This window comes from Rhizobium etli CFN 42 (genome assembly GCF_000092045.1).
Classification (GTDB): Bacteria; Pseudomonadota; Alphaproteobacteria; order Rhizobiales; family Rhizobiaceae; genus Rhizobium; species Rhizobium etli.
This window is the reverse complement of record NC_007764.1, coordinates 131,121-155,665: the sequence shown is the minus strand read 5'-3', so window position 1 is coordinate 155,665 and position 24,545 is coordinate 131,121. Positions and strand designations below refer to the sequence as shown.

The 24,545-nt window shown below is 61.8% G+C and carries 19 protein-coding genes; 5 read left to right on the top strand and 14 right to left on the bottom strand.

All coding sequences use genetic code 11. From position 1 onward, the window contains the following. Positions 1-38 precede the first annotated feature (38 nt). Positions 39-980 carry a 2-hydroxyacid dehydrogenase gene (locus RHE_RS23565; RefSeq protein WP_042119753.1) on the top strand — a complete coding sequence of 314 codons (942 nt, stop codon included), beginning with the start codon at positions 39-41 and terminating at the stop codon, positions 978-980. 10 nt (positions 981-990) lie between these two features. Next, the gene (locus RHE_RS23560; protein WP_011427768.1) at positions 991-2,022 is read left to right on the top strand and encodes an L-idonate 5-dehydrogenase; all 1,032 of its coding nucleotides are present in this window, start codon (positions 991-993) and stop codon (positions 2,020-2,022) included. Between the two features lie 11 nt (positions 2,023-2,033). Here the strand turns inward: RHE_RS23560 and RHE_RS23555 are convergent, their stop codons facing one another. Continuing rightward, a complete protein-coding gene (locus RHE_RS23555) occupies positions 2,034-3,104 on the bottom strand; it encodes a LacI family DNA-binding transcriptional regulator (protein ID WP_042119751.1) in 1,071 nt (356 codons plus the stop codon). Between the two features lie 180 nt (positions 3,105-3,284). On the opposite strand from RHE_RS23555, the gene RHE_RS23550 reads away from it, so the two are divergent. Further along, complete coding sequence (locus RHE_RS23550) at positions 3,285-4,211, top strand: SMP-30/gluconolactonase/LRE family protein (RefSeq protein ID WP_011427766.1); 927 nt, start codon at positions 3,285-3,287, stop codon at positions 4,209-4,211. A gap of 251 nt (positions 4,212-4,462) precedes the next feature. Here RHE_RS23550 and RHE_RS23545 read toward each other — a convergent pair whose 3' ends face one another. Next, positions 4,463-6,565, bottom strand: a complete 2,103-nt coding sequence (locus tag RHE_RS23545; protein ID WP_042119749.1) for a vWA domain-containing protein — start codon at positions 6,563-6,565, stop codon at positions 4,463-4,465. After that, positions 6,562-7,083 (bottom strand): RNA polymerase sigma factor, encoded by a 522-nt coding sequence (locus RHE_RS23540; protein WP_011427764.1) that lies wholly within the window; start codon positions 7,081-7,083, stop codon positions 6,562-6,564. The genes RHE_RS23545 and RHE_RS23540 overlap by 4 nt, the downstream gene beginning before the upstream one ends. 265 nt (positions 7,084-7,348) lie before the next feature. On the opposite strand from RHE_RS23540, the gene RHE_RS23535 reads away from it, so the two are divergent. After that, positions 7,349-8,260, top strand: coding sequence for an alpha/beta hydrolase (locus RHE_RS23535; protein ID WP_011427763.1), 912 nt, complete (start codon positions 7,349-7,351; stop codon positions 8,258-8,260). Between the two features lie 3 nt (positions 8,261-8,263). On the opposite strand, the gene RHE_RS23530 is transcribed toward RHE_RS23535, so the two are convergent. Both RHE_RS23530 and RHE_RS23525 read right to left on the bottom strand, forming a co-directional pair. Continuing rightward, complete coding sequence (locus tag RHE_RS23530; protein ID WP_011427762.1) at positions 8,264-10,267, bottom strand: CocE/NonD family hydrolase; 2,004 nt, start codon at positions 10,265-10,267, stop codon at positions 8,264-8,266. Between the two features lie 21 nt (positions 10,268-10,288). Continuing rightward, complete coding sequence (locus RHE_RS23525; protein WP_011427761.1) at positions 10,289-11,866, bottom strand: ABC transporter substrate-binding protein; 1,578 nt, start codon at positions 11,864-11,866, stop codon at positions 10,289-10,291. A 121-nt stretch (positions 11,867-11,987) separates the two neighbouring features. On the opposite strand from RHE_RS23525, the gene RHE_RS23520 reads away from it, so the two are divergent. Beyond that, positions 11,988-12,773 carry a helix-turn-helix domain-containing protein gene (locus tag RHE_RS23520; RefSeq protein WP_011427760.1) on the top strand — a complete coding sequence of 262 codons (786 nt, stop codon included), beginning with the start codon at positions 11,988-11,990 and terminating at the stop codon, positions 12,771-12,773. A gap of 59 nt (positions 12,774-12,832) precedes the next feature. Here the strand turns inward: RHE_RS23520 and RHE_RS23515 are convergent, their stop codons facing one another. The 9 genes from RHE_RS23515 to RHE_RS23475 all read right to left on the bottom strand — a co-directional run bounded on the left by RHE_RS23515 (position 12,833) and on the right by RHE_RS23475 (position 24,513). Beyond that, on the bottom strand, positions 12,833-14,464 hold the full coding sequence (locus RHE_RS23515) for an ABC transporter ATP-binding protein (protein WP_011427759.1): 1,632 nt from the start codon (positions 14,462-14,464) through the stop codon (positions 12,833-12,835). Then, complete coding sequence (locus tag RHE_RS23510; RefSeq protein ID WP_011427758.1) at positions 14,457-15,284, bottom strand: ABC transporter permease; 828 nt, start codon at positions 15,282-15,284, stop codon at positions 14,457-14,459. Before RHE_RS23510 ends, RHE_RS23515 begins: the two co-directional genes overlap by 8 nt. Beyond that, entirely contained in the window at positions 15,281-16,288 is a 1,008-nt protein-coding gene (locus tag RHE_RS23505) for an ABC transporter permease (RefSeq protein WP_011427757.1), read from the bottom strand. Before RHE_RS23505 ends, RHE_RS23510 begins: the two co-directional genes overlap by 4 nt. Positions 16,289-16,385: 97 nt before the next feature. Then, entirely contained in the window at positions 16,386-17,975 is a 1,590-nt protein-coding gene (locus tag RHE_RS23500; RefSeq protein ID WP_042119747.1) for an ABC transporter substrate-binding protein, read from the bottom strand. A 117-nt stretch (positions 17,976-18,092) separates the two neighbouring features. Further along, positions 18,093-18,875, bottom strand: a complete 783-nt coding sequence (locus RHE_RS23495) for a carnitinyl-CoA dehydratase (RefSeq protein ID WP_042119745.1) — start codon at positions 18,873-18,875, stop codon at positions 18,093-18,095. A 7-nt stretch (positions 18,876-18,882) separates the two neighbouring features. Further along, positions 18,883-20,937 carry an acetate--CoA ligase family protein gene (locus RHE_RS23490; RefSeq protein WP_011427754.1) on the bottom strand — a complete coding sequence of 685 codons (2,055 nt, stop codon included), beginning with the start codon at positions 20,935-20,937 and terminating at the stop codon, positions 18,883-18,885. Positions 20,938-20,941: 4 nt separating this feature from the next. Beyond that, a complete protein-coding gene (locus RHE_RS23485) occupies positions 20,942-22,102 on the bottom strand; it encodes an acyl-CoA dehydrogenase family protein (RefSeq protein WP_011427753.1) in 1,161 nt (386 codons plus the stop codon). A gap of 10 nt (positions 22,103-22,112) precedes the next feature. Further along, complete coding sequence (locus RHE_RS23480; protein ID WP_011427752.1) at positions 22,113-23,603, bottom strand: carnitine 3-dehydrogenase; 1,491 nt, start codon at positions 23,601-23,603, stop codon at positions 22,113-22,115. 7 nt (positions 23,604-23,610) lie between these two features. Continuing rightward, a complete protein-coding gene (locus RHE_RS23475; RefSeq protein ID WP_011427751.1) occupies positions 23,611-24,513 on the bottom strand; it encodes a BKACE family enzyme in 903 nt (300 codons plus the stop codon). Positions 24,514-24,545: the final 32 nt, after the last annotated feature.

Below are 24,545 nucleotides of genomic sequence, written 5' to 3'. Positions count from 1 at the left end.
TAACATAATCAACAGCCAAAATGCGGGATGGAGACGAAATGCCTGACGTAGAAATCTTGATGGCCGGGGCCTATCCGGAGTGGGACATGGTCGATCTGGAGGCGACCTACCGCGTCCACCGCCTGTGGGAAGCCGCGGATCGTCAGGAATTGATTTCGAAAGTCGGCAGCAATATCCGCGCCATCGCGACGCGCGGCGAACTCGGCGCCTCCGCCGAGCTGATGAAGCAATTGCCGAAGCTGGAAATCGTTTCTTGTTACGGCGTCGGCACCGACGCCATCGACCTCTCCTATGCCCGCGCCAACGGCATTCGCGTGACGAACACCCCTGACGTGCTGACCGAAGACGTCGCCGATATCGCCATCGGACTGCTGCTTTCCACGGCACGGCAGATTCCGCAGGCCGACGTATTCGTCCGCACCGGCCAGTGGGGCAAGATTCCCATGCCGCTGGTGAGGCGGGTTTCGGGCAAGAAGGTTGGGATCGTCGGCATGGGGCGGATCGGCAAGGCGATCGCCAAGCGGGCTGCCGCTTTCGGCTGCGACATCTCTTATTTCGCCCGCAATAGGGACCAGGATGTCGCCCATGGTTATGAAGCCAATCTGGTCGCGCTTGCCAATTGGGCCGACTTTCTGATCGTCATCGTTCCCGGAGGGGCCGCGACCATGAAGATCATCAACGCCGAGGTGCTTGAAGCGCTCGGTCCGGAAGGCATGCTGATCAACGTTTCGCGCGGAACGACCGTCGACGAGGAGGCACTGATCGCAGCGCTTCAGAACCGCACCATCCAGGCCGCAGGCCTTGACGTTTTCCTCAACGAGCCGAAAATCGATGAGCGCTTCCTGACGCTGCCAAATGTGGTGCTGCAGCCCCACCACGGCTCCGGCACCATCGAGACCCGCAAGGCCATGGGTCAGTTGGTGCGAGACAATCTCGCTGCACATTTTGCCGGTCAGGCGCTGCCAACTCCCGTCGTGTGAGGATCCCGATATGAAAGCCATCGTCATTCATGCCGCCAAGGATCTCAGGATTGAAGAGCGCGAGCCGGAGGTCGCGGGAGAGGGGCAGGTGGAGATCGCCATCGAAGCCGGCGGGATTTGCGGCTCCGACCTGCATTATTACAATCATGGCGGCTTCGGCACCGTTCGCCTGCGCGAGCCGATGATTCTCGGCCACGAAATCGCCGGCACGGTCCAGGCGCTCGGCGCCGGTGTGAGCGACCTAACCGTCGGCGACCGCGTTGCGGTGTCCCCGAGCCGGCCGTGCAATCATTGCCAATATTGCCTGAAGGGACAGCAGAACCACTGCCTCAACATGCGGTTTTATGGCAGCGCCATGCCGATGCCGCATATTCAGGGCGGCTTTCGCCAGCGGCTGGTGGCGGAGCGCTGGCAATGCCACAAGGTTGCCGACGGCATCTCCATTCACGAAGCGGCCTTCGCCGAACCTTTTGCCGTGACGCTGCATGCCGCTAGCCGCGCCGGATCGCTGCTCGGCAAACGGGTTCTCGTCACCGGCTGCGGCCCGATCGGCATGCTGGCGATCGTTGCGGCGCGCGTTCTTGGCGCCCGCGAAATTGTCGCGACCGATGTGACCGACAGCGTTCTGGCGATTGCCCGCACCAGCGGCGCGGATCGAACGATCAATGTTGCCACGCATGCCGCCGACCTTGCCGCCTACGGCGCCGACAAGGGATATTTCGACATCATGTTCGAAGCCTCGGGCAATGAGCGGGCGGTGCGCGCCGGTCTGGAGGCGCTGAAACCTCGTGCCGTCCTCGTGCAACTCGGCCTTGGCGGCGATGTCTCCATCCCGCAGAACATGATCGTCGCCAAGGAAATCGAGATGCGCGGAACATTCCGCTTTCACGAGGAATTTGCGCTCGCCGTCGAACTGATCAATGCGCGCCGCGTTAATCTGAAACCGCTGCTCACAGGTGTTTTTGCCATCGAAGAGGCTGTCGCCGCCTTCGAACTGGCGAGCGACCGCAGCAAGTCAATGAAAGTGCAGATCGCCTTCTGACAAGGTCCAGACTATCGGGCGCTGCGATCCGTGCTTTCGCGCAGGACGACCTTGTAGCTGATCAATGTGATCTCGTCGCCGCTCGCCTCGCTGCCCGCCTGCAGGGCATCCAGCAGGCGGACGGCGGCCTGGCGGCCGATGCCGTAACAGTCGACATTGATCGTCGTGATGCTGGGATGACAGATCGACGAGATCTCGTAATCGCCGAAACCGGCAATGGCGATATCTTCAGGCACGCGCATCCCCCTGCGCTTGCACTCCATGATCGCGCCGAAGGCGGACAGGTCGGAAACGCAGAGAACGACTTCCGTGTCAGGCCAGCGCTCCAGCAGACTGACGATCGCCTGGCCGCCCTGTTCCATGGTGATCGGCGGCACGCCGAAGGAAATCGCCCGGCCCGGTCCGAGACCCAGTTCTTCGACAGTCTTCAGGAAACCGCTTCGCCGCTGGCTGCCGCGCGTATCGCGCGCCGTCGTACCACCGATATAACCGAATCTGCGATAGCCCTGGCTGGCAAGCGTCCGCACCAGCAGCGACATCGCCTCGCTGTTGGAAAAGCCGACAACGTGATTGATCGGTTCTTCCGGAATTTCCCAGGTTTCAACCACCGGAATGCCGGCCTTATCAAGCATGCGCCGCGCGCGCTCGGTGTGCGAACCGCCCGTCAGGATGATGCCTTCGGGGCGCCGGCGAAGCATGGCCTCGATCAGCTTTTCCTCTTTCTCCGCGGCATAGTCGGTATAGCCAAGAAGAAGCTGGAGGCCGGTATTCTCAAGCGCATCCGTGATGCCGCGGGCAGTGTCGGAGAAATTCGAATTGTTGATGGAAGGTACGAGCGCGGCGATGAAGCCGCTGCGCCGCGACGAGAGGCTGCCGGCCGAAAGGTCGAGCACATAGCCGAGCGCATCGACCGCTTCCATGATGCGCTTGCGCGTCTCTTCGGAAACGCTCGCATCCTGGCGAAAGGCGCGCGAAACGGTCATGGCCGATACGCCGACATATTTGGCGACCTCGGCCATCGTCAGCTTTTGGGCGTCTCCTCCCTTGAGACGCTTGTCTTTTGGCTCATCCTCGTTTTTCACTGGTCTCCGCCCTTAAAACAGCTTCCGAGTTGGCAACGCACGATAGAATAAAGTTATCGCTATCATCGCACAATCGATATTATTGCGGGAGTGCAGCGTTCCACAGTCCATCGATCTCTATACGAAGGCCGCGAAACAGGGCAGGATGATATCGATAACAAATTGAGAGGAGGAGGCATCATGTTCGGGGAAATCGAGGGTACGGGGTTCGAGGTTCTCGACCCGCGCTTTGAGAACTGCTTCGTCGGCCATGCCCGCGTCGAGCGGCTTTGGACGGGCGGCCGCTGGCTGGAGGGACCGGCCTGGTTTGCCGCCGGGCGCTATCTGGTCTTCTCGGATATCCCCAACAATCGCATGATGCGCTATGACGATACCAGCGGCCAGACCTCGGTATTCCGCTCGCCCAGCAACAACTCGAACGGCAACACCGTCGATAATCAGGGGCGGCTTATCACTTGCGAACACCTGACGCGCCGCATCACCCGCACCGAGTTCAACGGCAAGGTCAGCATTCTGGCCGATCGGGTGGCCGGCAAACGGCTCAATTCGCCGAACGACGTCACCGTCAAATCGGACGGCACCGTCTGGTTCACCGACCCGAGCTACGGCATCCTCCACGACTATGAGGGCGATTATGGCGAGGAGGAAATCGGCGGATGCCATGTCTACCGGCACGATCCGGCAACGGGTGCCACCGACCAAATGACTTCGGATTTCGTCAAGCCGAACGGGCTCGCCTTCTCGCCTGACGAAACGACGCTCTATGTCGCCGACACCGGCGGGACGCACCTATCGGGCGGTCCGCGCCATATCAGAAAGCTCGCCGTGTCCGGCGATGGCAAGCTGAGCGACCTCGGCATTTTTGCCGAATGCACCGCGGGCTTTTTCGATGGTTTCCGCGTCGATCGGAAGGGAAGGATCTGGACGAGCGCCGGCGACGGTGTGCACTGCTATGATCCCGATGGCACGCTGATCGGCAAGATCCATATTCCCGAAATGGTCTCCAATGTCGCGTTCGGAGGAGAGAAGCTGAACCGCCTCTTCATCACCGCAACCACGTCGCTTTACGCCGTCTATCTCACCGCCAACGGCTCAAGACTGGGATAATCCCTGAGCCGCCTCTCAGACGGCCTCGGTTTGTTGACAAACTCTCCTCCGTCATGCTCGGCCTTGTGCCGAGCATCTGACCACAATAATTTCTAGAGGGGAAAACATTTATTTTCAGCGACTTAATTGGGACGGCGTAGATCCTCGGCACAAGGCCGAGGATGACGTCGCGGGTTTTGCAGTGGTTTGCCCGCAAGCCTAAGGCCGCCTTTTCAGGCCTGCCTCTTACTAGAAGCACGGGCGCTTCTTCCCTATTGCTGGCTGAGGCCGTCAGCCAAACGAACGAGGCCGAGGAAATCCGCTCTGTAGCCGAAAGGATCCACCCCCCGCGATGCCGCAGCGAGATCGGCAATCGCCTGATAGGGATAGTCATCGAGGGCGCTGGTGCGGCTCAATTTCTGGCCGAAGGCGGCGACGGCCACCGAGAAGCGAACATCTTCAGGCGCGGCGTCGATGGTGGCGACCGCGTTGCCGTCACCGACCGGCGCTGTAATCAGGGCGCTCTTGTCCTCGCCCGGCCGCTTGTAACGCATCTTGACGAAGGCAAGCTCACCCTGATGCGTACCGTCCGATGTCTCGGCCGGTGCCTCATCGGCGGCGCCGTAACGCAGTTCGTCATTCATCATCGCGGGACTTCCCGTGGGCGTGATCTCGTAAATCGCCGTGACACTGTGGCCGGAGCCGATATCGCCAGCATCGACGCGGTCATTGTTGAAATCCTCGCGTTTGAGGGCGCGCGTCTCGTAACCGATCAGCCGGTATTCGGCGATCCGTTCCGGATTGAACTCGACCTGGAACTTGACGTCCTTCGCAATCGGAAACAGCGTCGATCCGGCTTCTTCGACCAAGGTCTTCTGCGCTTCCGCCAGGGTGTCGATATAGGCGGCGCTGCCATTGCCGTTCTGGGCGAGCGTCTGCATCAGGGAATCGTTGAGATTGCCGCGGCCGAAGCCGAGAACGGTCAGGAAGATGCCGTCCTTGCGTTTCTCCTCGATGATGCGTTTCAGATCCTCGTCGATCGACGGGCCGACATTGAAGTCGCCGTCCGTCGCCAGCATCACCCGGTTGACGCCGTCCTTGACGAAGGCCTTTTTGGCAAGATCGTACGCCGCCGCGATGCCCTCCGCGCCGCCGGTCGAGCCTCCAGCCTCCAGCCTGTCGATCGCCGACAGGATCTTCGATTTCTCCGCCACCCGCGTCGGCTCGAGCACCGTGCCGGCATTGCCGGCATAAGTGACGATCGACACGGTGTCGTCCGCCTTCAGCTTGTTGACCAGCAGCCGGAAGGCGCTCTTCAGCAGCGGCAGCTTGTCCGGTTCGTCCATCGAGCCCGAGACGTCGATCAGAAAAACGAGATTGGCGTGCGGCGCGGTCGCCGGCGCGATGTCATAACCCTTGATCGCCACGTGCATCAGTTGCGTGTCGTGATTCCACGGGGTCGGCATCACCGTCACGGTCGCCTTGAAAGGCTGGTCGGCCTTCTCGGGACCCGGCCAGTCATAGGGGAAATAATTGATCATCTCTTCGACGCGAACCGATTGCGGATCCGGCATCGCCCCGGCGGTGAGCGACCGGCGGACAAAAGAATAGGAAGCGCTGTCGACATCGGCGGAGAAGGTCGAAACCGGATCGGCCGCGACACTTTTGATCGGATTTACCGCGGCATTGGCAAACCGCTCGCGGCTGGGATCGAGCTGGAGCTGGGCCCGTCCATCCGTCGGCGGGACAGGGGAGGGGGCGACGGCGGCCATCGGTTCAGCCAACAGCTGGCCCTGAGCAACCACACCAGGAGCGGCCGGCGCAGCACGTTTGGCCATGCCAAGAGCCGCCGCGGAATCCTCCGACTTGCTCTTGAGAGCGGCGATTTCGCCTGCATCGAATTCAGCGCGCAACTCCGCGGCGGACTTTGCCGCCTGAGGCTCCTTGTCCTGCATGATTTGAGCGCTATCAGCCGCAGACGATTGAGCCGGCCGATTCTCTTCGGCCGGCGCTTCGGAAAGCCGAGGTTCGGCCGGTTTCGCCACCCCATTTTTCGAAACTGTGCCGGCGATCTTCTCCTGGTCGATAATTGGTTGGTTGCGGGTCAGCTCGAGGGTGAGATAACCCGCGGCGGGAATGACGATGAGCGTCGCAAGGGCTGAACCGGCGAGGAATTTCTTATTCACAGCAGGGCTCCATATCCAGTCGATGATGGAGCTTGGACGCCAGCCCTTGGTATTTCCTTGGGCTGCCGCTGCATTATTTTCTGCGCTGTCGAAGGCCTGCATCGCCGCCGCAAGGGCGCGCGCCCGCGCCTGCGGATCGATGGCGGGCGGGGTGAGGCGGGAGAGCTTTTCGAGTTCCTTGTCCATCATACCTCTTCCTTGCCGAACATGGCCTTCAGCCGCTTGCGCGCCTCGTGGACCTGCCAGGAGACGGTCGCCTCCGAGCAGCCCATGACATCGGCGGCGGCCGAATGGCTGAGGCCTTCGCCATAGACGAGCAGCACGGCGTCGCATTGCCGTTCCGGCAAAGCGCGCACGGCCGCCCACAATGCGTTCGATATCTCGTCTTCTCCGCCCGGCGCATCCTGCCGGGGTTCAGCAGCATAGGCGCGGAACGTCTGCTGCTCTCGTGCGCGTTTGCGTCTGTGATCGCGAGCGGCGTTCAGCGTCAGCGTGTAAAGCCATGTCCTGAAGTGGCTGGCGCCGCGAAAGCTGCGCATGGCGGCACCGATTTTGACGCAGACCTCCTGGGCGATATCGTCCGCATCCGTGGAACTGCCCGACCACCGCCACGCCGTCGCGCGGACGAAATCATAATGGCGCGAGACCAGTTGCCCGAAGGCTTCCCGGTCGCCGCGCTGTGCTCGTTCTATGAGCTCCGCATCCAATGCGCACTTACCCCCAAGCTATCAAGCACGATGCTATTTCAGGATTTAGACGTTTCGCCGATGACTTTCCTTGGGTCGCAGGCGAAAGATTTGTCGGGTTTTTGAAAAAAACGGCAAAGCCCCTGGAAATGCAGGATCAAAATAAGAAAGCATCGCGACATCCACGGGTCGCGACCAGACAGATTGCCTCCGCCGCAAAGGCGCATGATGGACGCAGAGTCGGCCAAGGGCGTGATCCGCATGTCCAAAATCGAAAGGACCCTCAATGTCCGCTCCATCGCCTGTCCCCACCGAAAAGGGCATTCTGCAGTTTCTCCAGATTTGCGATAGCTTCTATCCCGCGGACGCCGTTGAAGCGCCGGTCGAACAGCAGCGGCATTGGTACGATGCACTTTGTGCGCGCTTCGACCGCCCGCTGCCCCCGGATATGATCTTTGCGGACGGCATGGTTCAGCGCATACCGATCCGGCGCTACCGTCCGCGGAAAATCATCACCCGGACTGTTCTGCTCTATCTCCATGGCGGCGGCTTCGTCGTCGGTTCGCTCGAGAGCCATCATGCCATCTGCGCCGAGATCGCCGATTTTGCCGGCGCCGAACTCGTTTCCGTCGATTACCGGCTGGCCCCTGAATTTCGCTGGCCGGCACAGACGGATGACGGCTTTGCCGTGCTGAAACATCTGCTTGCCGCCAGCAACAAAGTCGTGCTGATCGGCGACAGCGCCGGCGGCAATCTTGCGGCAGGCCTTGCCTTGCGGGCGCGCGACGAGGAGCTATCGGGTGTCGTCGGCCAGGTGCTGATCTACCCTAGCCTCGGCGGCGACCTCGACGCAGGGTCCTATGTGGAAATGGCCGCCGCACCCGGACTGACGACGGCCGATGTCGCCTATTATCGCGAGATCCTGCGGGCCCCTGCAGGAAATGCGATCGCCGAGCCGCTGCAGGCAGCTTCGCTCATCGGACTGCCGCCGGCCTTCATCACCGTCGCGCATTTCGATCCGCTTCGCGATGACGGCCGGCACTATGCCGCCCGGCTGGCTGCGGAGGGCATCGAGGTTTCGTTCCGGGAGGAACCGCAGATGGTGCATGCCTGGCTACGCGCCCGCCATATGAGCGATGGCGCGCGCGACGGCTTCCGCGCTGTCTGCGAGGCCGTCAGGCATTTCGCCATGCTTTGACGATCACATCAGGTCGCGCGCAATCTTCTTTTCTGCGAAGATCTTTTCGAAGATCTGTACGTCGTCCTCGAACGCCGTGACGACGGCGCTGACGATCCAATCGGTTGCGGTACAGGCAATCCGCGCCCTTGCCACCGTCCGCACGAACCAGCCGGGACGGTGCATGTCGCAGGTCCAGGTCGACACACCGGTCATCGACAGCGGATCATCCGGCGAAATCGACCAGACTTCCTCGCGCAATTGCCGGGTCGACAGGCCCGTCTTGGGATGTTCGTAAAGCCCGGTCTCCTCGTGGATGCGATAGTCCGTCCGGTTTGCCGAGAGATCCCGGACGATCTGCCGTTTCGTCGCGGCAGCCGCATGCTCGATATATCTCGGCAGGGGATCGGGATTGGCCGGCGCCTCGACTGTAATCCTGCGATGATCGCCGAGCACCGGCAGTCCCAAGCCGAGCGAGGCGATATCGATGTCCATCCCTTCGTCCTCAGGTGGCGGCAGGATCATCGGCCAATAGGCGGTGGACAGCGAAAGGCGGATGCGATGCCCCTTGCGGAAGCGATAGCCGCAGGCATCGAGCACCAGTCGGATCGACACCGTCTCGCCCGGGATCAGCGGTTTCGGATCGGCGTTGCCGTCGCGATGGCTGAGATTGACGACGCCGAAGGCGACCCGCGTCGCCGTGCCATCAGGATGAACATCGACGAGCCGGCCGCAGAGGTTCGCATGCGCCGCCCGGGGCCGCAGCCGCAGTGTCAGCACCGGCCGACCGAGATAGTCGCAATCATCGGCAAGCGGCATGGTATCGAAGACCAACGAACCGGCATCGTCCAACCGTTGATCGATCGCCATTTCCGCGTCGGGCTTCAGCGTGAAATATTCACCCGATGCCGTGCCGGTATCGAGAGGAGACCTGACATAGACGGGATGCTCGGGCGCATGCGGGATCGGCATGCCTTCGGTCAACCTGCCGAATTGCTCGACGTAGAAACATTGCATGTGCGGCGGCGTCCAGACATCCCGCGCGATCCAAAAACCAGGATCGCTGTCGCGCCGCGGCGCCGGGCGGACGGCGTCGAGAATATAGGCGCGGGCCTGCGGCAGTTTGTCGATGCCATTGTCCTCGCCCCGCAGCCACTTGTTCCACCAGGCGATCGCTTCGCCGTGGAAATCGGCGCGCGGTTTCGGCCAGGCAAAGTGCGGATATTTGTGCACCCAGGGACCGATCAGTGCCTTCGCCTTCTCGCCCAGACCCTCGACCGCCATCAACGGCGTATTGCGGTAGCCATCCGCCCAACCGGCAATCACGAGCGTCGGGATCTCGACGCTCGAAAAGTCCTCCGAGATCGAGCCGTGACGCCAGAAATCATCGCGCCGCTGATGGGCCAGCCACTCCTCCATGAAAAAGGGTTCGCCTGCCAGGCGCTCCAGCCACATCTCCTTCCAGCGCTCGCCGACAAGTGCCGGATCAGGGGGGCGTGACTGGTAGCCAAGCATCGTCGCCGCCCATGAGAGCTGGGCGGAAAGATGGCAGCCGTTCTTATAATGGATATCGTCATTATAGCGGTCGACGGTCGAGGCGATTGAGATGACGGCTTTGAGCGCCGGCGGCCGCAATGCGGCGACCTGCAGGCTGTTGAAGCCGCCCCAGGAGATGCCCATCATGCCGACGGAGCCGTTCGACCAGGGCTGCGCCGCAATCCAGGCGATCAGCTCGCAGGCATCGGCAAGCTCCCGCTCGGTATATTCGCCGTCGATGACGCCGTCGGATTCGCCCGATCCGCGGATATCGACCCGCACGCCGGCAATGCCGGCGGCGGCGAACACCGGATAGGTCGACTCATCCCTGGGGCTGGTCCCGTCCCGCTTGCGGTAGGGCAGGAATTCGAACACTGCAGGAACGGGATTCTGCTCAGCGCCGTCGGGCATCCAGATGCGTGCCGCCAGCCGCGTCCGATCCTTCAAGGTGATCCACTGATTTTCGATGGTTGTGAAGCTGCGGTCTGACATTGTCATATATCCAGAAGAGCTTTAGGCATTAAGCCACACACGGCTGCCGATGTAGCCGTTGGACATATCGTTGCCGATGTCGTCGACATATCCCTGCAGCATTTTCGAAGAGGCCATGATGTAGTCGTTGAAGACGGGCAGGATCAGACCGCCGTCGTCTCGCACCATCAGGGCCAATTGCCGATAAAGCACCTTGCGCTTGGCCTCATCGAGTTCTGACCTTGCTTGCAGAACCAATTTGTCGAAGTCAGGGCGCTTGAAACGCGTGTCGTTCCATTCTGCGGTCGACAGGTAAGAGGTGGAATAGCGCGAATCCTGGGTCGGACGACCGCCCCAGAACGAGGCGCAGAAGGGCTGTTTGTTCCAGACATTGGTCCAGTAGCCGTCTTCCGGTTCGCGCTTGACGTCGATCGTGATGCCGGCCTTGCGCGCGCTTTGCTGGAACAGGATCGCCGCATCCACAGCGCCCGGAAAGGCTGCGTCTGACGTGAGCAGTTGAATGGAGCGGTCGAGACCCGCTTTCTTGAAGTGGAAGGCGGCCTTGTCTGGATCATAAGGGCGCTGCTCGATATCGGTCGGGGCGAGGGCGTAGTTGGAATTGACCGGATAGTCGTTGCCGATGACTCCGTAGCCGCCCAGAACCTTGTCGAGGATCGCCTGACGATCGATGGCATATTTCAGCGCAAGCCGAAGATCGGTGTTGTCGAAGGGAGCCGTGTCGCAATGCATTAGGAAACAATAGAAGCCCTTGCCTGCATTCCGGAGGATTTCGACGGTCGGTGCTCGCTGCAGCATCGGGACTGTCTTGGGGTCGACATTGTTGACGAAATGGACTTGGCCGGAGGCAAGTGCGGCAACGCGGGCGGTGTTGTCGTTGATGACGAGGATTTCGATACTGTCGACAAAGCCGCGGTCGGAGCGCCAATCCTTCGGGTTTTTCTCGAAGGTTGCGTGAACGCCCGGTTCGAAGCTTTTCAGAATGTAAGGACCTGTACCGATGGCCGCCGCAGGCTTGTCGAGGCCGCCCTTCGGTTGGATGATCAGGTGATAGTCGGTCAAAAGCAAAGGCAGGTCCGCATTGCCTTCCGAAAGTGTGAGGATAAGGTCGCCAGCTTTTTCTTCGATACCGGTGATCGAGGCCATGAGCCCCAGAGCGCCCGACTGCGAATTCTTGTCCGCGTGTCGTTTCAGTGTCGCGACGATGTCCGCGACGGTCATCTTGCCGCCGTCGTGAAACTGCACGTCGTTCCTGATTTTGAAAGTCCAGACGGATGCGTCCGCCGATGGCGTCCAGGAAGTCGCCAGCGACGGCAAGGGCGCCCCGGTCTTAGGGTCGGATTCGACAAGGGTGTCGCCCCAGAGACGGCCAATCACGAACAACACCGAGGCGCTATAGGTCGCGGGGTCGAGCGTATCACTGGTGGCCCCGCCCTTGAGACCGAGTTTCAGATGACCACCGCGCTTCGCTTCCGCGCGGGCATCGCGCGGCATCAAGAGGCCGGAGGTGAGGACTGGCAAAGCACCCAGCGCGACGGCACCGCCAACGAAGTGACGGCGGCCGATACTCAGAGGCGAAGATTGATCCTTTTCACGTGTCATTTCAGTTCCCTTTTTCAACGTTATTAGAAGGGAACGTAGAGATCAGGCTGCTTCACGCAATTTCGCGACTTGACGCATCTTTGAGCGAGTTTACGCTGCCATCATTCAGATGGAACCGCCGATGCCCCACCTAGTCGAGAACCTCAAGATCGCCTGTGCCACGCAACGTTCCATTTCGCATCTTTGCCGCGCGATCGATATCAACCGGCAGCAATTCAATCGATATATCAACGGCCAGACGAGGCCGTCTGCCCATAATCTCGCGCGCATAGCCAAGTATTTCGACCTCGACGCAGCCGATTTTGGTCTCGCTCCCAGGCTCTTTCGCGAGCGGCTTCGCAAACCGACTCTAGACCTCAATCAAAGTTCCGAACTATTAAAGGCGTTCCCAGGCGATCTGACCGCGCTCCGGCGCCATATTGGCTATTTCCAGACCTATCATCGCTCCCCGTCCTGGCCGGGGATGGTTGTCTGTTCGTGCAGCCGCTTTGTGGAGAAGGGTGGGCTTGTGCATGTCAAATCAATGGAGCGTCTGCGGGACGCTGGAAACGGCATCCAGCAATTTTCGAAATATGTCGGCCTTGCGGCCTTCTATCGAAACCGGATCTTCATTACGGAGCGAGTCGTCGGCCCGAATCCGGTACTTTCACAGACGATCCTCCTGCCATTCGATGAGTACCAGCGCGTCTATCTGCGCGGGACGACAATGGGAGTTTCGTGGCGACGGGAAAATCTCCCGTATGCGTCGCGCATGATCTGGCGGCATGTCGGCGCCGAGCCCAACCTACGCGAGCTTCTGTCGCGTTGCGGACCACTGCCGCTGTCTTCACGCCAGCTGCCACCGACGGTGCGCTCGTTCCTCGCAGATCCATCCGCGGAAGTGTATGCGGTGCCGGCAGAGTATTGAAGACACCGCTTTCCAACGAAGCCATCATATCCGGATGAGTGCCGAAAGATTTCGAGCCTTCAATTCCCGGCGCTTGCCATCTTCCGCGTCGTCAGCACCCGTTCCAGCCAGCCAATTTCCATTTCGGGCACCGATTTCAACAGCAGATCGGTGTAATCATCGAAGGGTGGCGACAGCGCCGTCGATTTCGGCCCGAAGCGCACGAGCTTGCCGCGATGCATCACCGCCACGCTGTCGGCAATCGCCCGGACGATCGCGATGTCGTGGGTGATGAAGATGTAGGACAGCTGTTCCTCCTGCTGCAGGCGCAGCAGCAGCTTGAGGATACCCTCGGCCACCAGCGGGTCGAGCGCCGAGGTCGGCTCGTCGCAAAGAATGAGCTCGGGCTTGGCGGCAAGGGCTCTTGCGATCGCCACGCGCTGCTTCTGGCCGCCGGAGAGTTCGGCCGGGTAGCGGTCGATGAAGCCGTTGCCCATCTCGATCTGATCGAGCAATTCCTTCACTCTGGCCGTCTTCTCCGCACCTCTGAGGCCATAATAGAAGGTCAACGGACGGCCGATGATGTCGCGAACCGTCTGCCTCGGGTTCATCGCCGTGTCGGCCATCTGATAGATCAGCTGGATACGCCTGAGGTCGTCGTTTTGCCGGTTCTTCAGATCGGGCACCAGTGGCTTGCCGCCGAAGACGATGCCTCCGCTGCTTGGCGGCAGGAGGCCGGTAATGGCGCGTGCCAGGCTCGATTTTCCGGAGCCGGATTCGCCGACGACGGCAAGCGTCTGCCCCTTCGGCACATGCAGCGAGACACCGTGCAGCACCTTGAAGCCGTTGGAATATTCGGCGCTGACATTCTCCACTTTGAGAAGGGCCGTGGACTGATCGGCGGCTTCCTCGCGATAGGCCTGCCTGACATTGACGAGGGCGCGGGTATAGTCCTCGCGCGGCGCCTCGATGATCTGCTGAACACTGCCATACTCCACCTGCTTGCCATGGCGCAGGACCATGATGTCGTCGGAAATCTGCGCGACGACGGCAAGATCGTGGGTGATGTAGAGGGCGGCCGTATGGGTCTCCTCGATCGCATGCTTGATCGCCGCCAGCACGTCGATCTGCGTGGTGACGTCGAGTGCCGTGGTCGGCTCGTCGAAGACGATGAGCTCGGGGTTGGAGCAGAGCGCCATCGCCGTCATCGCGCGCTGCAACTGGCCACCGGAAACCTGATGGGCAAAGCGCTCGCCGAAGGTCTCGGGGTTGGGCAGGCCGAGGACACGGGACAGATAAAGCGCCCGTTTGCGCGCCTCCTCCCTCGTCATAAGCCCATGCTTGACCGATGCTTCGATCACCTGATCGCCGAGCCTGTGCGCCGGATTGAAGGCGGCTGCCGCCGATTGCGCGACATAGCAGACGCGGGCGCCGCGGATTTTCCTCACACCGTTCTTGCCGAGTGCCAGAATATCGGTGCCGTCGAGCCGAACCTCGCCGCCGGTGATTTCGGCACCGCCGCGGCCATAGGCAAGCGCCGAGAGGCCGATCGTCGACTTGCCGGCGCCCGATTCTCCGATCAGGCCGAGAACCTTGCCCTTCTTGAGGTCGAAGGAAACGTCGTCGACGATCGTAACCCGCTTGGGCGGCTCGCCCGGCGGATAGCTGGTCGCCTCGATTTTTAGGTTGCGAACGGAAAGAAGCTCAGGCATCGCCACGCCCTCCCTTGAGGCTGGATGTGCGTTTCAGCAGCCAATCGACGACGAGGTTGACGCAGATGGCGAGCACCGCAATCGCCGTACCCGGCACCAGTGCGGCTGAAATGCCGAAGATGATCCCGTCCTTGTTGTCCTTCACCATGCCGCCCCAGTCGGCCGCCGGCGGCTGGATCCCGAGGCCGAGGAAGGAGAGCGTCGAGAGGAACAGGATCGAGAAGGCGAAGCGCAGTCCGAACTCGGCCAGCAGAGGCGACAGCGTGTTCGGCAGAATTTCGCGGAAGATGATCCAGAGCTTGCCTTCACCGCGCAGTTTGGCCGCCTCGACGAATTCCATCACCGCCACATCGAGCGCCACGGCGCGGCCGAGACGGTAGACGCGAGTGGAATCGAGGATCGCCATGACAAGGATCAGGACGAGGATATTCTGCGGCAGAACCGCGAGCACCACCAGCGCGAAGATCAGCGTCGGGATCGACATCATCAGATCGTTGAAGCGGGAAAAGACCGTGTCGATGAGGCCGCGCGAGACGGCGGCCGTGAAGCTCAGGATGATGCCGAGCGAGAAGGATATGATGGTGGCGGCGGAGGCGACGAGCAGCGTCGTGCGCGCGCCGTAGATCAGCCGCGAGAGGATATCGCGGCCGAGATTGTCGAGGCCGAAGACATATTTGTCGTCGGGCAGCTGCCAGACGTCGCCGACGACTTGGGTCTCCCCGAAGGGCGCGATCCAGGGCGCGAAGACAGCGAAAATGAAGGCGACGGCAATGCCGGCCATGCCGATCCAGGCGGTGATGGGTATGTCTCTTGCTCTCATCGCGGATGCCTCAGCCGCGGATTGGCGATGATCGCAAGGATGTCGGCAATCATATTGAGGAAGATGTAGACGGCCGCGAAGATCAGGCCGCAGGCCTGCACCACGGGCATGTCGCGCACCGTGACCGCGTCGACCATGTATTGCCCCATGCCGGGATAAACGAAGACCACTTCGACGACGACAACGCCGACCACGAGATAGGCGAGGTTCAATGCGACGACATTGATGATCGGCGCCAGCGCGTTGGGGGCGGCGTGCTTGACGATCGCGCGGAAGGCACTGAGACCTTTAAGCTCGGCGGTCTCCATATAGGCCGACGACATCACCGAGAGGATCGCAGCCCGGGTCATACGCATCATATGCGCCAATACGACGAGCACCAGGGTAGCGGTCGGCAGCGCGATCGCCTTCAGCCGCTCGGCGAAGCCCATGCTGTCGTAGACGGTCGCCGGAAAGGTGGCGATGCCGAACTTCACGGCGAAGAAGAGGATCAGCAGGTAACCGATGAAGAATTCCGGCAGCGAGATCGCGGCAAGCGAGATCACGTTGATGATCTTATCCGGCATGCGGTTGCGGAAATGCACCGAGAACATGCCGAGGCCGACTGCGAGCGGCACCGAAATCACCGCTGCGAACCCCGCCAGGAAGAGCGAATTGCCGAGACGTTTGCCGATCTGCTCGCTCACCGAATTCTTGCTGGCCCATGAGGTGCCGAAGTCACCCTGGACGGCATTGCCGAGCCACTCGACGTAACGTGTCGTGACCGGACGGTCCAGTCCGAGATCCTGGCGGATATTGGCAACGGCCTGCGGCGTTGCCGACTGGCCGAGATAGGTGGTGGCAAAATCGCCGGGCAGGGCTTCGAGCCCGCCGAAGATCAGGATGGAAACCGCAAAAAGCAGAATAATGCTGAGCACGAAGCGCTCGAGGATGAGGGCAAGCAACGGAAAACGCTGCCGGAGCCTCAGGCCCGGCAAGATATTGCTTGGGGCAGGGTTGGTCATGGCAAATGCCTTTGGCTAAAACGTCGGGAGGACCGCGGGTTTTCTTCCCACGGTCCCAGCTTCGTCGGAGATCGGAGGGGCGCTGCACCCCTTGCCATCAGGCGTCCAGCCAGACGCGGGTGGCGACGTAGCCGTTCGACATGTCGTTGCCGATGTCGTGAACATACCCCTTCACCTGCTTGGTAGAGGCGTTCACGAAGTCGTTGAACATCGGCAGGATCACGCCGCCTTCATCGCGCACCATCATCGCCATGGTACGATACATGTCCTTGCGCTTGGCTTCATCAAGCTCGGAACGGGCCTGCAACAACAGCTTGTCGAAGTCAGGACGCTTGAACTTGGTGTCGTTCCAGTCCGCCGTCGAGAGATAGGCGGTGGAATACATCTGGTCCTGCGTCGGACGGCCGCCCCAATATGAGGTCGAGAAGGGCTGGACGTTCCAGACATTGGTCCAGTAGCCGTCGCCCGGCTCACGCTTGACCTCGATCTCGATCCCGGCCTTTTTGCAGCTTTCCTGGTAGAGCACGGCGGCATCGACGGCGCCGGGGAAGGCGACTTCGGAGGTGCGCAGAAGGACCGAGCCGCTATGGCCTGACTTCTTATAGTGGAAAGCGGCCTTGTCGGGATCGTAGACGCGCTGCTCGATGCCCTCGGGAAACAGCGCATAGGTGGCGTTGATCGGAAAGTCGTTGCCGACCTTGCCGTAGCCGCCGAGGATCTTCTGCACCATGGTTTCGCGGTCCATGGCGTATTTGAGCGCCAGCCGCAGGTCGTTGTTGTCGAACGGCGCCTTGTCGCAATGCATAATGAAGACGTAATGGCCCCGGCCGGCGGTCGAGAGGATCTCGACATTGGGGGCACGTTTCAAGAGATTGACGGTCTTCGGATCGACGCGGTTGATATAATGCACCTGGCCGGACGAAAGTGCGGCGATGCGGGCGGTCGCATCGTTCATGCCGATGATCTCGATCGAATCGACATAACCGCGGTCGCTGCGCCAGTCGTCCTTGTTCTTCTCAAAGGTGGCGCGGACGCCGGGCTCGAAGCTCGTCAGCTTGTAGGGACCTGTGCCGATCGAAGCCAGCGGATCGTCGACGCCGCCATTCGGCTGAATGACCAGATGGTAGTCGGACAGCAGCAGCGGCATGTCGGCATTGCCTTCGCTGAGTGTCAGCACCAGATTGCCTCCGTCAGCCTTGATCTCCTTGATCGAGCCGAGAACGCCAAGCGCGCCGGATTCCGATTTCTTGTCGGTGTGACGCTTCAGCGTGGCGACGACATCATCGATCGTCAGTTCCTTGCCATCGTGGAACTTGACGCCCTTTCGGATCTTGAAGGTCCAGGTCACCGCGTCCTTCGACGGCTCCCAGGATTCGGCGAGCGCCGGCACCGCCGCACCCGTCAGCGGGTCTGACTCAACCAGCATGTCGCCCCAGCAGCGGCCGACGCAGAACATGAACTGCGACAGGAATTTCGCCGGGTCCTTGGAATCGGTGGCGGCGCCCCCCTCAAGGCCGAGCTTCAGATGGCCGCCGCGCTTCGGTTCGGCGGCTTCGGCGCTTTCGGTGAAGAGCTTGTCGGCGACGGCAAGTGTGATGCCCGCCGCCATGGCGCGTCCCATGAATTCGCGGCGGCTGAGCCCGCCCGCGGTGACGCGGCTTGCGAGGTATTTCGTATAGTCGTTCATTCCCCAGTTCCTTCTTTGTGGTGCGTTGACAGAACTTCCGGGCAGGATCGCAGGCGGTTTCCTCTCCACCTCCGGTGCCCGCATCATGCGGGAAAATGCGCGGTTGCCGCCGCCTCCTTATCGTCCTTTCCAAATGGGGCTTCGCTTCTCCGCGAAAGCCCGCGCGCCTTCCAGTTGGTCTTCGCTCGAATAGAGCCGGTCGACTGTTGCAAACTGCCTTTTGGTGATCTTGTTCATAGCTGTCTGGAACGTCGAACCCTCCGCTTCGCGCACGATCTCCTTGATGGCCGCATAGACGAGCGGCGGTCCGCTTTCGAGCAGCCGGGCGAGCTCCCAGGCTCTCTCCATCAGCCGTTCGGCCGGCACAACCTCATTGACGAAACCCCAGCGATGCGCCTCGTGCACGTCGAGCCAGCGTCCGGTCAAAAGCATGTCCATGGCGATGTGATAGGGAATGCGCTTCGGCAGCTTGATCGAGGCCGCGTCGGCGACTGTGCCCGAGCGGATTTCCGGCAAGGCGAAAGTCGCATGCTCGGCGGCAATGATCAGGTCGGTCGAAAGCGCGATCTCCAGGCCGCCGCCGCAACAGAGGCCGTTGACCGCACAAATGACCGGCTTGTTGAGGTCGCGCAGTTCCTGGAGCCCGCCGAAGCCGCCCACGCCGTAATCGCCGTCGACGGCATCGCCTGATGCCGCCGCCTTCAGGTCCCATCCAGCGCAAAAGAACTTTTCGCCCGCGCCCGAGATGATGGCGACACGCAGTTCGGGATCGTCGCGAAAATCTCGGAAGATCAAGCCCATGGCACGGCTGGTCGCGAGGTCGATGGCGTTCGCCTTCGGCCGGTCGATAACGACTTCCAGTACTGCGCCGTCACGTCGTGTACGAACGTAGTCGCTCACACCTATGCTACCTCCTTCGGCGTATGAGAGCATCAACTGCAACAACACCGCGCCCTTCGGGCAGAACCATCAACGGATTAAGGTCCAGTTCCTCCAGGCGCACCGCATTTTTTACGACATATTCTGCCGCAGCTGCGACAGCGTCTACGGCGGCGTCGAGATCACCCCTCGGCCGCCCACGATAGCCATGGATCACCTTAGCAATCTTGAGGCCCAAAAGCGCGTCGCGAATTTCGGCCTTTGTTGCGGGCAGCGGCAAAACGATGGAATCGTCAAGCAGTTCGACGAATATTCCGCCAGCTCCCAAGGTGAGCGACAAACCGAATACAGGATCGCGGGTAGCCCCGACAATGAGCTCGGCGACCGGCGGATCGATCATCTTCTCGATGAGGTAACCGCCATTCGCCGGCATCGCTGCCGCCGCATTTGACACCGCCTCCGGATCTCTGAGGTTGAGAACGACAGCGCCGGCCTCGGTCTTGTGCGCAATGCCGAGACCCTTCAGCACGACGGGAAAACCGAGCCGCTCGGCCTGCTCGGCGGCTTCGCGAGGAGAAAAAGCCTGCAGCCCCCAGGGAACAGGGAGGCCGCAGGCAGCAAGTTCCGTCTTCGCGTCGGCTTCCGTCAGCGTCTCGATTTCGCCGTCCATGGACGGCACGTCGAGCAGCGGCAGGGGAGGCGGGCGATCCCAGACCTTGCCAATACCGGCGGCGGCTTCCGCCGCAATAATGGCTTCGTCGATGCCCGAAAAGGCGATGATGCCATTCGCCATGAGACGATCGGCGATCGGCTCCGGCATATTCTCCGGAAGGGTTGCGAGAAGGCCGGCCAGTGTACCGGTGGCAGAGGCGGCGGCGATCACCGCATCCACCGTCGTCGCCCATTCGGCCGCATCGCAGCGGTCGCCACGCGGGAAGTCGAGAACGACGAGATTGAGGGCATAACCGCCTTCGAACATGGCTCTGAAGGCTTCGGCCTGGCGTTCGAAATCGCCCCAGACGAAGGTGTGGTAGTCGAGCGGATTTGAAAGCGCCACCATATCGCCGAGGACCTGACGCAGACGCGGCAATTGTTGTGGCTGCAGCGCCGGGAATTCCACCTCGCGGCCGACGGCGGCATCCGCCATCAGCGAAGCCTCGCCGCCGGAGCAGCTCATGGACGAGATCGAATGGCTCGGGAGAGGGCCGGCGATATGCAGTAATTTTAGGGTTTCAAGCAGCGCCGGCAGGCTCTGGACACGGCCGAGACCGAGACGGGTGAGCATGGCATCCGCCACCGCGTCGCTGCCGGCGAGCGAGGCGGTGTGGGATACGGCCGCGTGTTTCGCCTGCTCGGACCTGCCGACCTTCAGCACGACGACCGCCTTCTTCAACCGGCGGGCGATGGCTGCAAGGCGTTCTAGGGCCGCGAGGTCGCCGAAACCCTCGACATGAAGACCGATCGCCGTGACCCGCTGATCCTCCATCAGCGCGCTGGCGATATCGGCAAGCGATGTCTGCGCCTGGTTGCCCGCAGTGACCATATAGGCGATCGGCAGCCCGCGGGTCTGCATGGTGAGGTTGAGGGCGATATTGGAGGATTGTGTGAGGATCGCGACGCCGCGTTCGATGCGTTTCATGCCGTGCTGGTCGGGCCATAACAGGGCGCCATCGAGACCGTTGATCAGCCCGTAGCAGTTCGGCCCAAGGATTGGCATGTCACCCGCCGCCTCCATAAGGGCCTGCTGCAGTTCGGTGCCGTCGGCAAGTTCCGCCGTCGCCTCGCTGAAGCCCGATGCATAGCAGACCGCTCCACCGGCGCCGGCGTCTGAAAGGCTGCGCACGATCTCGACCGTCAGCGTCCTGTTGACACCCACGAAAGCAGCGTCCGGGGCAGAAGGCAGATCGGATACAGAGCGATAACACGGCCGTCCAAGCACCTCCTCGAGTTTGGGATGGACGGGCCAGATCTGGCCCGAAAAGCCCATGCGGTCGCATTGCTCGATCACCCTGCGCGCCTCGCGACCGCCGAAGACGGCGATCGTTTGAGGTCTGAGCAGGCGGTCGAGCGGTTTGGATGTCATCCGTTCACGCTCCCAGGGGCCGAAGCAGATCGCGGCTGATGATATGCCGCTGGATTTCCGAGGTGCCGTCCCAGATGCGCTCGACGCGCGCATCGCGCCAGAAGCGGGCGAGCGGCAGGTCATCCATCAGACCCATGCCACCATAGATTTGGATCGCCTCGTCAGTGACCCGGGCCAGCATTTCGGAGGCGTAGAGCTTGGCCGAGGCGATCTGGCGGTCGGCTGCAAGACCGGCATCGACCTGCCAGGCGGCGGCAAGCGTCAGCCAGTCGGCCGCGTCAATCTCGGTGATCATATCTGCGAGCTTGAACGAAACGCCCTGATTGGCGCCGATCGGCCTGCCGAACTGCTTGCGTTCGGCGGCATAGGGAAGTGCCATCTCGAAGACGCGCCGGGCCCGGCCGACGCAGGTGGCGGCAACCGTCAGCCGGGTGCCGTAAAGCCATCGATTGGCGATATCGAAGCCGCGATGCACCTCGCCCAGCACTTGGGCTTCAGGGATCCGGCAATCGGTAAAGCTGAGGGTGCAATTGTGGTAGCCGCGATGCGAAACCGAATCGTAGCCCTTCAGGATCTCGAACCCCGGCGTCCCGCGATCAACGAGGAAGGCGGTGATCTTCTTCTTGATGCCTTTCGGCGTTTCCTCCTCGCCGGTGGCGGCGAAGACGATGACGAAATCGGCGACGTCGGCGTGCGAGATGAAATGTTTCGTGCCGTCGAGGACGAAATCGCCGCCGCTGCGGCGGGCAGCACATTTCATGCCGCGCATATCGGAACCGGCACCCGGCTCGGTAATGGCAAGCGCATCAATCTTCTCGCCGCGCACCGCCGGCAGCAAATAGCGCTCGCGCTGCTCGCCCTCGCAGGCCATAAGGATGCCGGAGGGCCGGCCGAAGAAGACCGTCAGGCCGAGCGAGCCGCGCCCGAGCTCGCGCTCCACCAGCGTGAAGGTGACATGGTCGAGGCCGGCGCCGCCGATCTCCTCCGGGAAATTGCAGGCGTAAAAGCCGAGATCGATGCATTTGCGCTGAATCTCGCGCCCGAGTTCCGGTGGCACGATGCCGGTCCGCTCGACCTCGTTCTCATGCGGATAGATCTCGGTTTCGACGAAAGCGCGGACCGTCTCGACGATCATTTCCTGTTCTTCGCTGAGACCAAAATCCATGCCGATCCTCCTACCGCCTCTGGCCAACGTGACGGCCGGCGCCTTCGGGCAGCGCCAGTTCCGCATGGGCCGCGGCAATCGCCTTCACCCTGTCGAGCACCGCGGCGGGCGCCGCCACTGCCTTGCCCTCCTTGCTGTCGACATGCAGCAGCATCTGCTCGGCGGTTGCGATGACCGCGCCCGTCGCCGTGTCGCGCAATGTGTGGAAGACATGCAGCCGCTTCTCGTCGGCGGTCAGGATCTGGCAGGCCGAATGGATCGCCTGGCCGAGCTTCGCCTCGCCGAGATGGCGGATATGGCTTTCCACTGTGTAATAGCTGTGCCCCGCCTCGACATAGGCAAGGTCGACGCCGATAAGGCGCAGCAGCGCATCGGATGTATCACCGAATACCTGGAGATAACGGTGCTCGGTCATGTGGCCGTTGTAGTCGACCCAGGCGGGGCTCACCTTGGTTTCGACCAGCCGTAGCGGCTTCGACGGATCGGCAGAAGCGGCCGCATCACCGCCTCGCGCCCAGAGGGTTTGTTCGAAATCCTTCAGCAGCTTACCGGCACCCCAACCTTTGCCGTTATCACCGCCCTTGAGGGCCTGGAGGATGCCGACGAGATTTTCGTCGCGGATGCGTTCGAGCGCGCGGATTGAGAGGCCGGCGGCCTGCTCATCGGATTGCCGGCCAATCTTTTCGATCAGGGCGTCGTCGAGATCGACGACATCGGTGAGCTTGGTCCAGGGCCAGGCGAGGCAGGGGCCGAACTGGGCGAGGAAGTGACGCATGCCGGCCTCGCCGCCGGCAATGCGGTAGGTCTGGAACAGGCCCATCTGCGCCCAGCGCAGGCCGAAGGAATAACGAATCACGTCGTCGAGCGTCTCGACCGTGCAGATGTCGTCATGGATGAGCCACAACGCCTCGCGCCAGAGCGCTTCGAGCAGCCGGTCGCCGACGAAGGCTTCGATCTCCTTAGCGATGTGAACACCCTTCATGCCGATCGGCGCCAGTCTTTCGATCGCCGCCCGAATCGTCCCCGCCGAGGTCTTCTCGCCGCCGACGATTTCGACGAGCGGCAGCAGATAGACGGGATTATAGGGGTGGGCGACGAAGAGGCGTTCGGGATGCGTCATGTTGCGCTGCAGATCGGTCGGCAGCAGGCCCGAGGTGGACGAGCCGATCAGCGCCTCCGGGCGCGCGGCGGCATCGATCTCGGTCAGGACGCCGCGCTTGAGGTCGAGCCGTTCCGGTACGCTTTCCTGAATCCAGTCGGCATCGGCAACGGCTTCCGCGAGCGTCTCGCAGAAGGTCAGCTTGCCGCGCGGCGGCAAGGGCGCGCCGGTCAGCATTGCATACGCTTTTTCCGCATTGGCGATGATCTCGCCGACGATGCGGCCTGCTTCCGGATGCGGGTCGAACACGTCGACGTCGATACCGGCGAGCAGGAAACGGGCGATCCATCCGCCGCCGATGACGCCGCCGCCGATACAGGCCGCCTTGCTGATCTTCGTCATGATATCCTCAGCGCTTCGTCAGCTTCAGCTTCTTGCGCACATCCTCCGGCCCGATGATGCGCGCGCCCATGCCTTCGACCACCTGCACGGCCTTTTCGACGAGCTGCGCATTTGTGGCGAGCTGCCCCTTGCCGATAAAGAGATTGTCTTCCAGGCCGACGCGCACGTTGCCGCCGGCGAGAACCGCGGCCGCCGGATAGGCCATGGCGTTGCGGCCGATCGAAAAAGCCGAGAAGGTCCAGCTCTGAGGCACGTTGTTGACCATCGCCATGAAGGTGTTGAGGTCGTCGGGCGCGCCCCACGGAATACCCATGCAGAGCTGGATCAGCACCGGATCTTCGATCAGCCCCTCTTCGGCAAGCTGCTTGGCGAACCAGAGATGGCCGGTGTCGAAAGCCTCGATCTCCGGCCGCACGCCGAGATCCGTCATCTTCTTGGCCATCGCCCGCAGCATGGCCGGCGTATTGGTCATGACATAGTCGCCGAGATTGAAGTTCATCGTGCCGCAATCGAGCGTGCAGATTTCCGGCAGGCATTCGGCGATATGACTGACGCGCTCGCTGGCGCCCGCCATGTCGGTGCCTTTCACGTTGAGGGGAAGGGGGCTTTCGACATCCCCGAAGATCAGGTCCCCGCCCATGCCGGCGGTGAGATTGAGGACGACGTCGATATCGGCCGAACGGATGCGGTCGGTGACCTCTCTATAGAGGTCGTTGCGGCGGCTGGCGGCCCCCGTTTCCGGATCGCGGACATGGCAATGAACAACGGCCGCTCCAGCCTTGGCGGCGTCGATCGCGGAATCCGCGATCTGCTTGGGAGTAATGGGAACGTGGCTGGATCTGGAAACCGTATCGCCGGCGCCGGTGACGGCGCAGGTGATGAAAACATCGCGGTTCATCGCAAGAGGCATGTTTTTGTTCTCCCCGTCTTGTCAGCCATTAC

Coding starts and splice junctions, on each gene's coding strand:
- RHE_RS23490 (WP_011427754.1), bottom strand. CDS start 20,937: ATGACATCCAAACCGCTCGACCGCCTGCTCAGACCTCAAACGATCGCC.
- RHE_RS23520 (WP_011427760.1), top strand. CDS start 11,988: ATGCCCCACCTAGTCGAGAACCTCAAGATCGCCTGTGCCACGCAACGT.
- RHE_RS23485 (WP_011427753.1), bottom strand. CDS start 22,102: ATGGATTTTGGTCTCAGCGAAGAACAGGAAATGATCGTCGAGACGGTC.
- RHE_RS23550 (WP_011427766.1), top strand. CDS start 3,285: ATGTTCGGGGAAATCGAGGGTACGGGGTTCGAGGTTCTCGACCCGCGC.
- RHE_RS23535 (WP_011427763.1), top strand. CDS start 7,349: ATGTCCGCTCCATCGCCTGTCCCCACCGAAAAGGGCATTCTGCAGTTT.
- RHE_RS23530 (WP_011427762.1), bottom strand. CDS start 10,267: ATGTCAGACCGCAGCTTCACAACCATCGAAAATCAGTGGATCACCTTG.
- RHE_RS23545 (WP_042119749.1), bottom strand. CDS start 6,565: ATGATGGACAAGGAACTCGAAAAGCTCTCCCGCCTCACCCCGCCCGCC.
- RHE_RS23475 (WP_011427751.1), bottom strand. CDS start 24,513: ATGCCTCTTGCGATGAACCGCGATGTTTTCATCACCTGCGCCGTCACC.
- RHE_RS23515 (WP_011427759.1), bottom strand. CDS start 14,464: ATGCCTGAGCTTCTTTCCGTTCGCAACCTAAAAATCGAGGCGACCAGC.
- RHE_RS23510 (WP_011427758.1), bottom strand. CDS start 15,284: ATGAGAGCAAGAGACATACCCATCACCGCCTGGATCGGCATGGCCGGC.
- RHE_RS23525 (WP_011427761.1), bottom strand. CDS start 11,866: ATGACACGTGAAAAGGATCAATCTTCGCCTCTGAGTATCGGCCGCCGT.
- RHE_RS23560 (WP_011427768.1), top strand. CDS start 991: ATGAAAGCCATCGTCATTCATGCCGCCAAGGATCTCAGGATTGAAGAG.
- RHE_RS23565 (WP_042119753.1), top strand. CDS start 39: ATGCCTGACGTAGAAATCTTGATGGCCGGGGCCTATCCGGAGTGGGAC.
- RHE_RS23505 (WP_011427757.1), bottom strand. CDS start 16,288: ATGACCAACCCTGCCCCAAGCAATATCTTGCCGGGCCTGAGGCTCCGG.
- RHE_RS23500 (WP_042119747.1), bottom strand. CDS start 17,975: ATGAACGACTATACGAAATACCTCGCAAGCCGCGTCACCGCGGGCGGG.
- RHE_RS23480 (WP_011427752.1), bottom strand. CDS start 23,603: ATGACGAAGATCAGCAAGGCGGCCTGTATCGGCGGCGGCGTCATCGGC.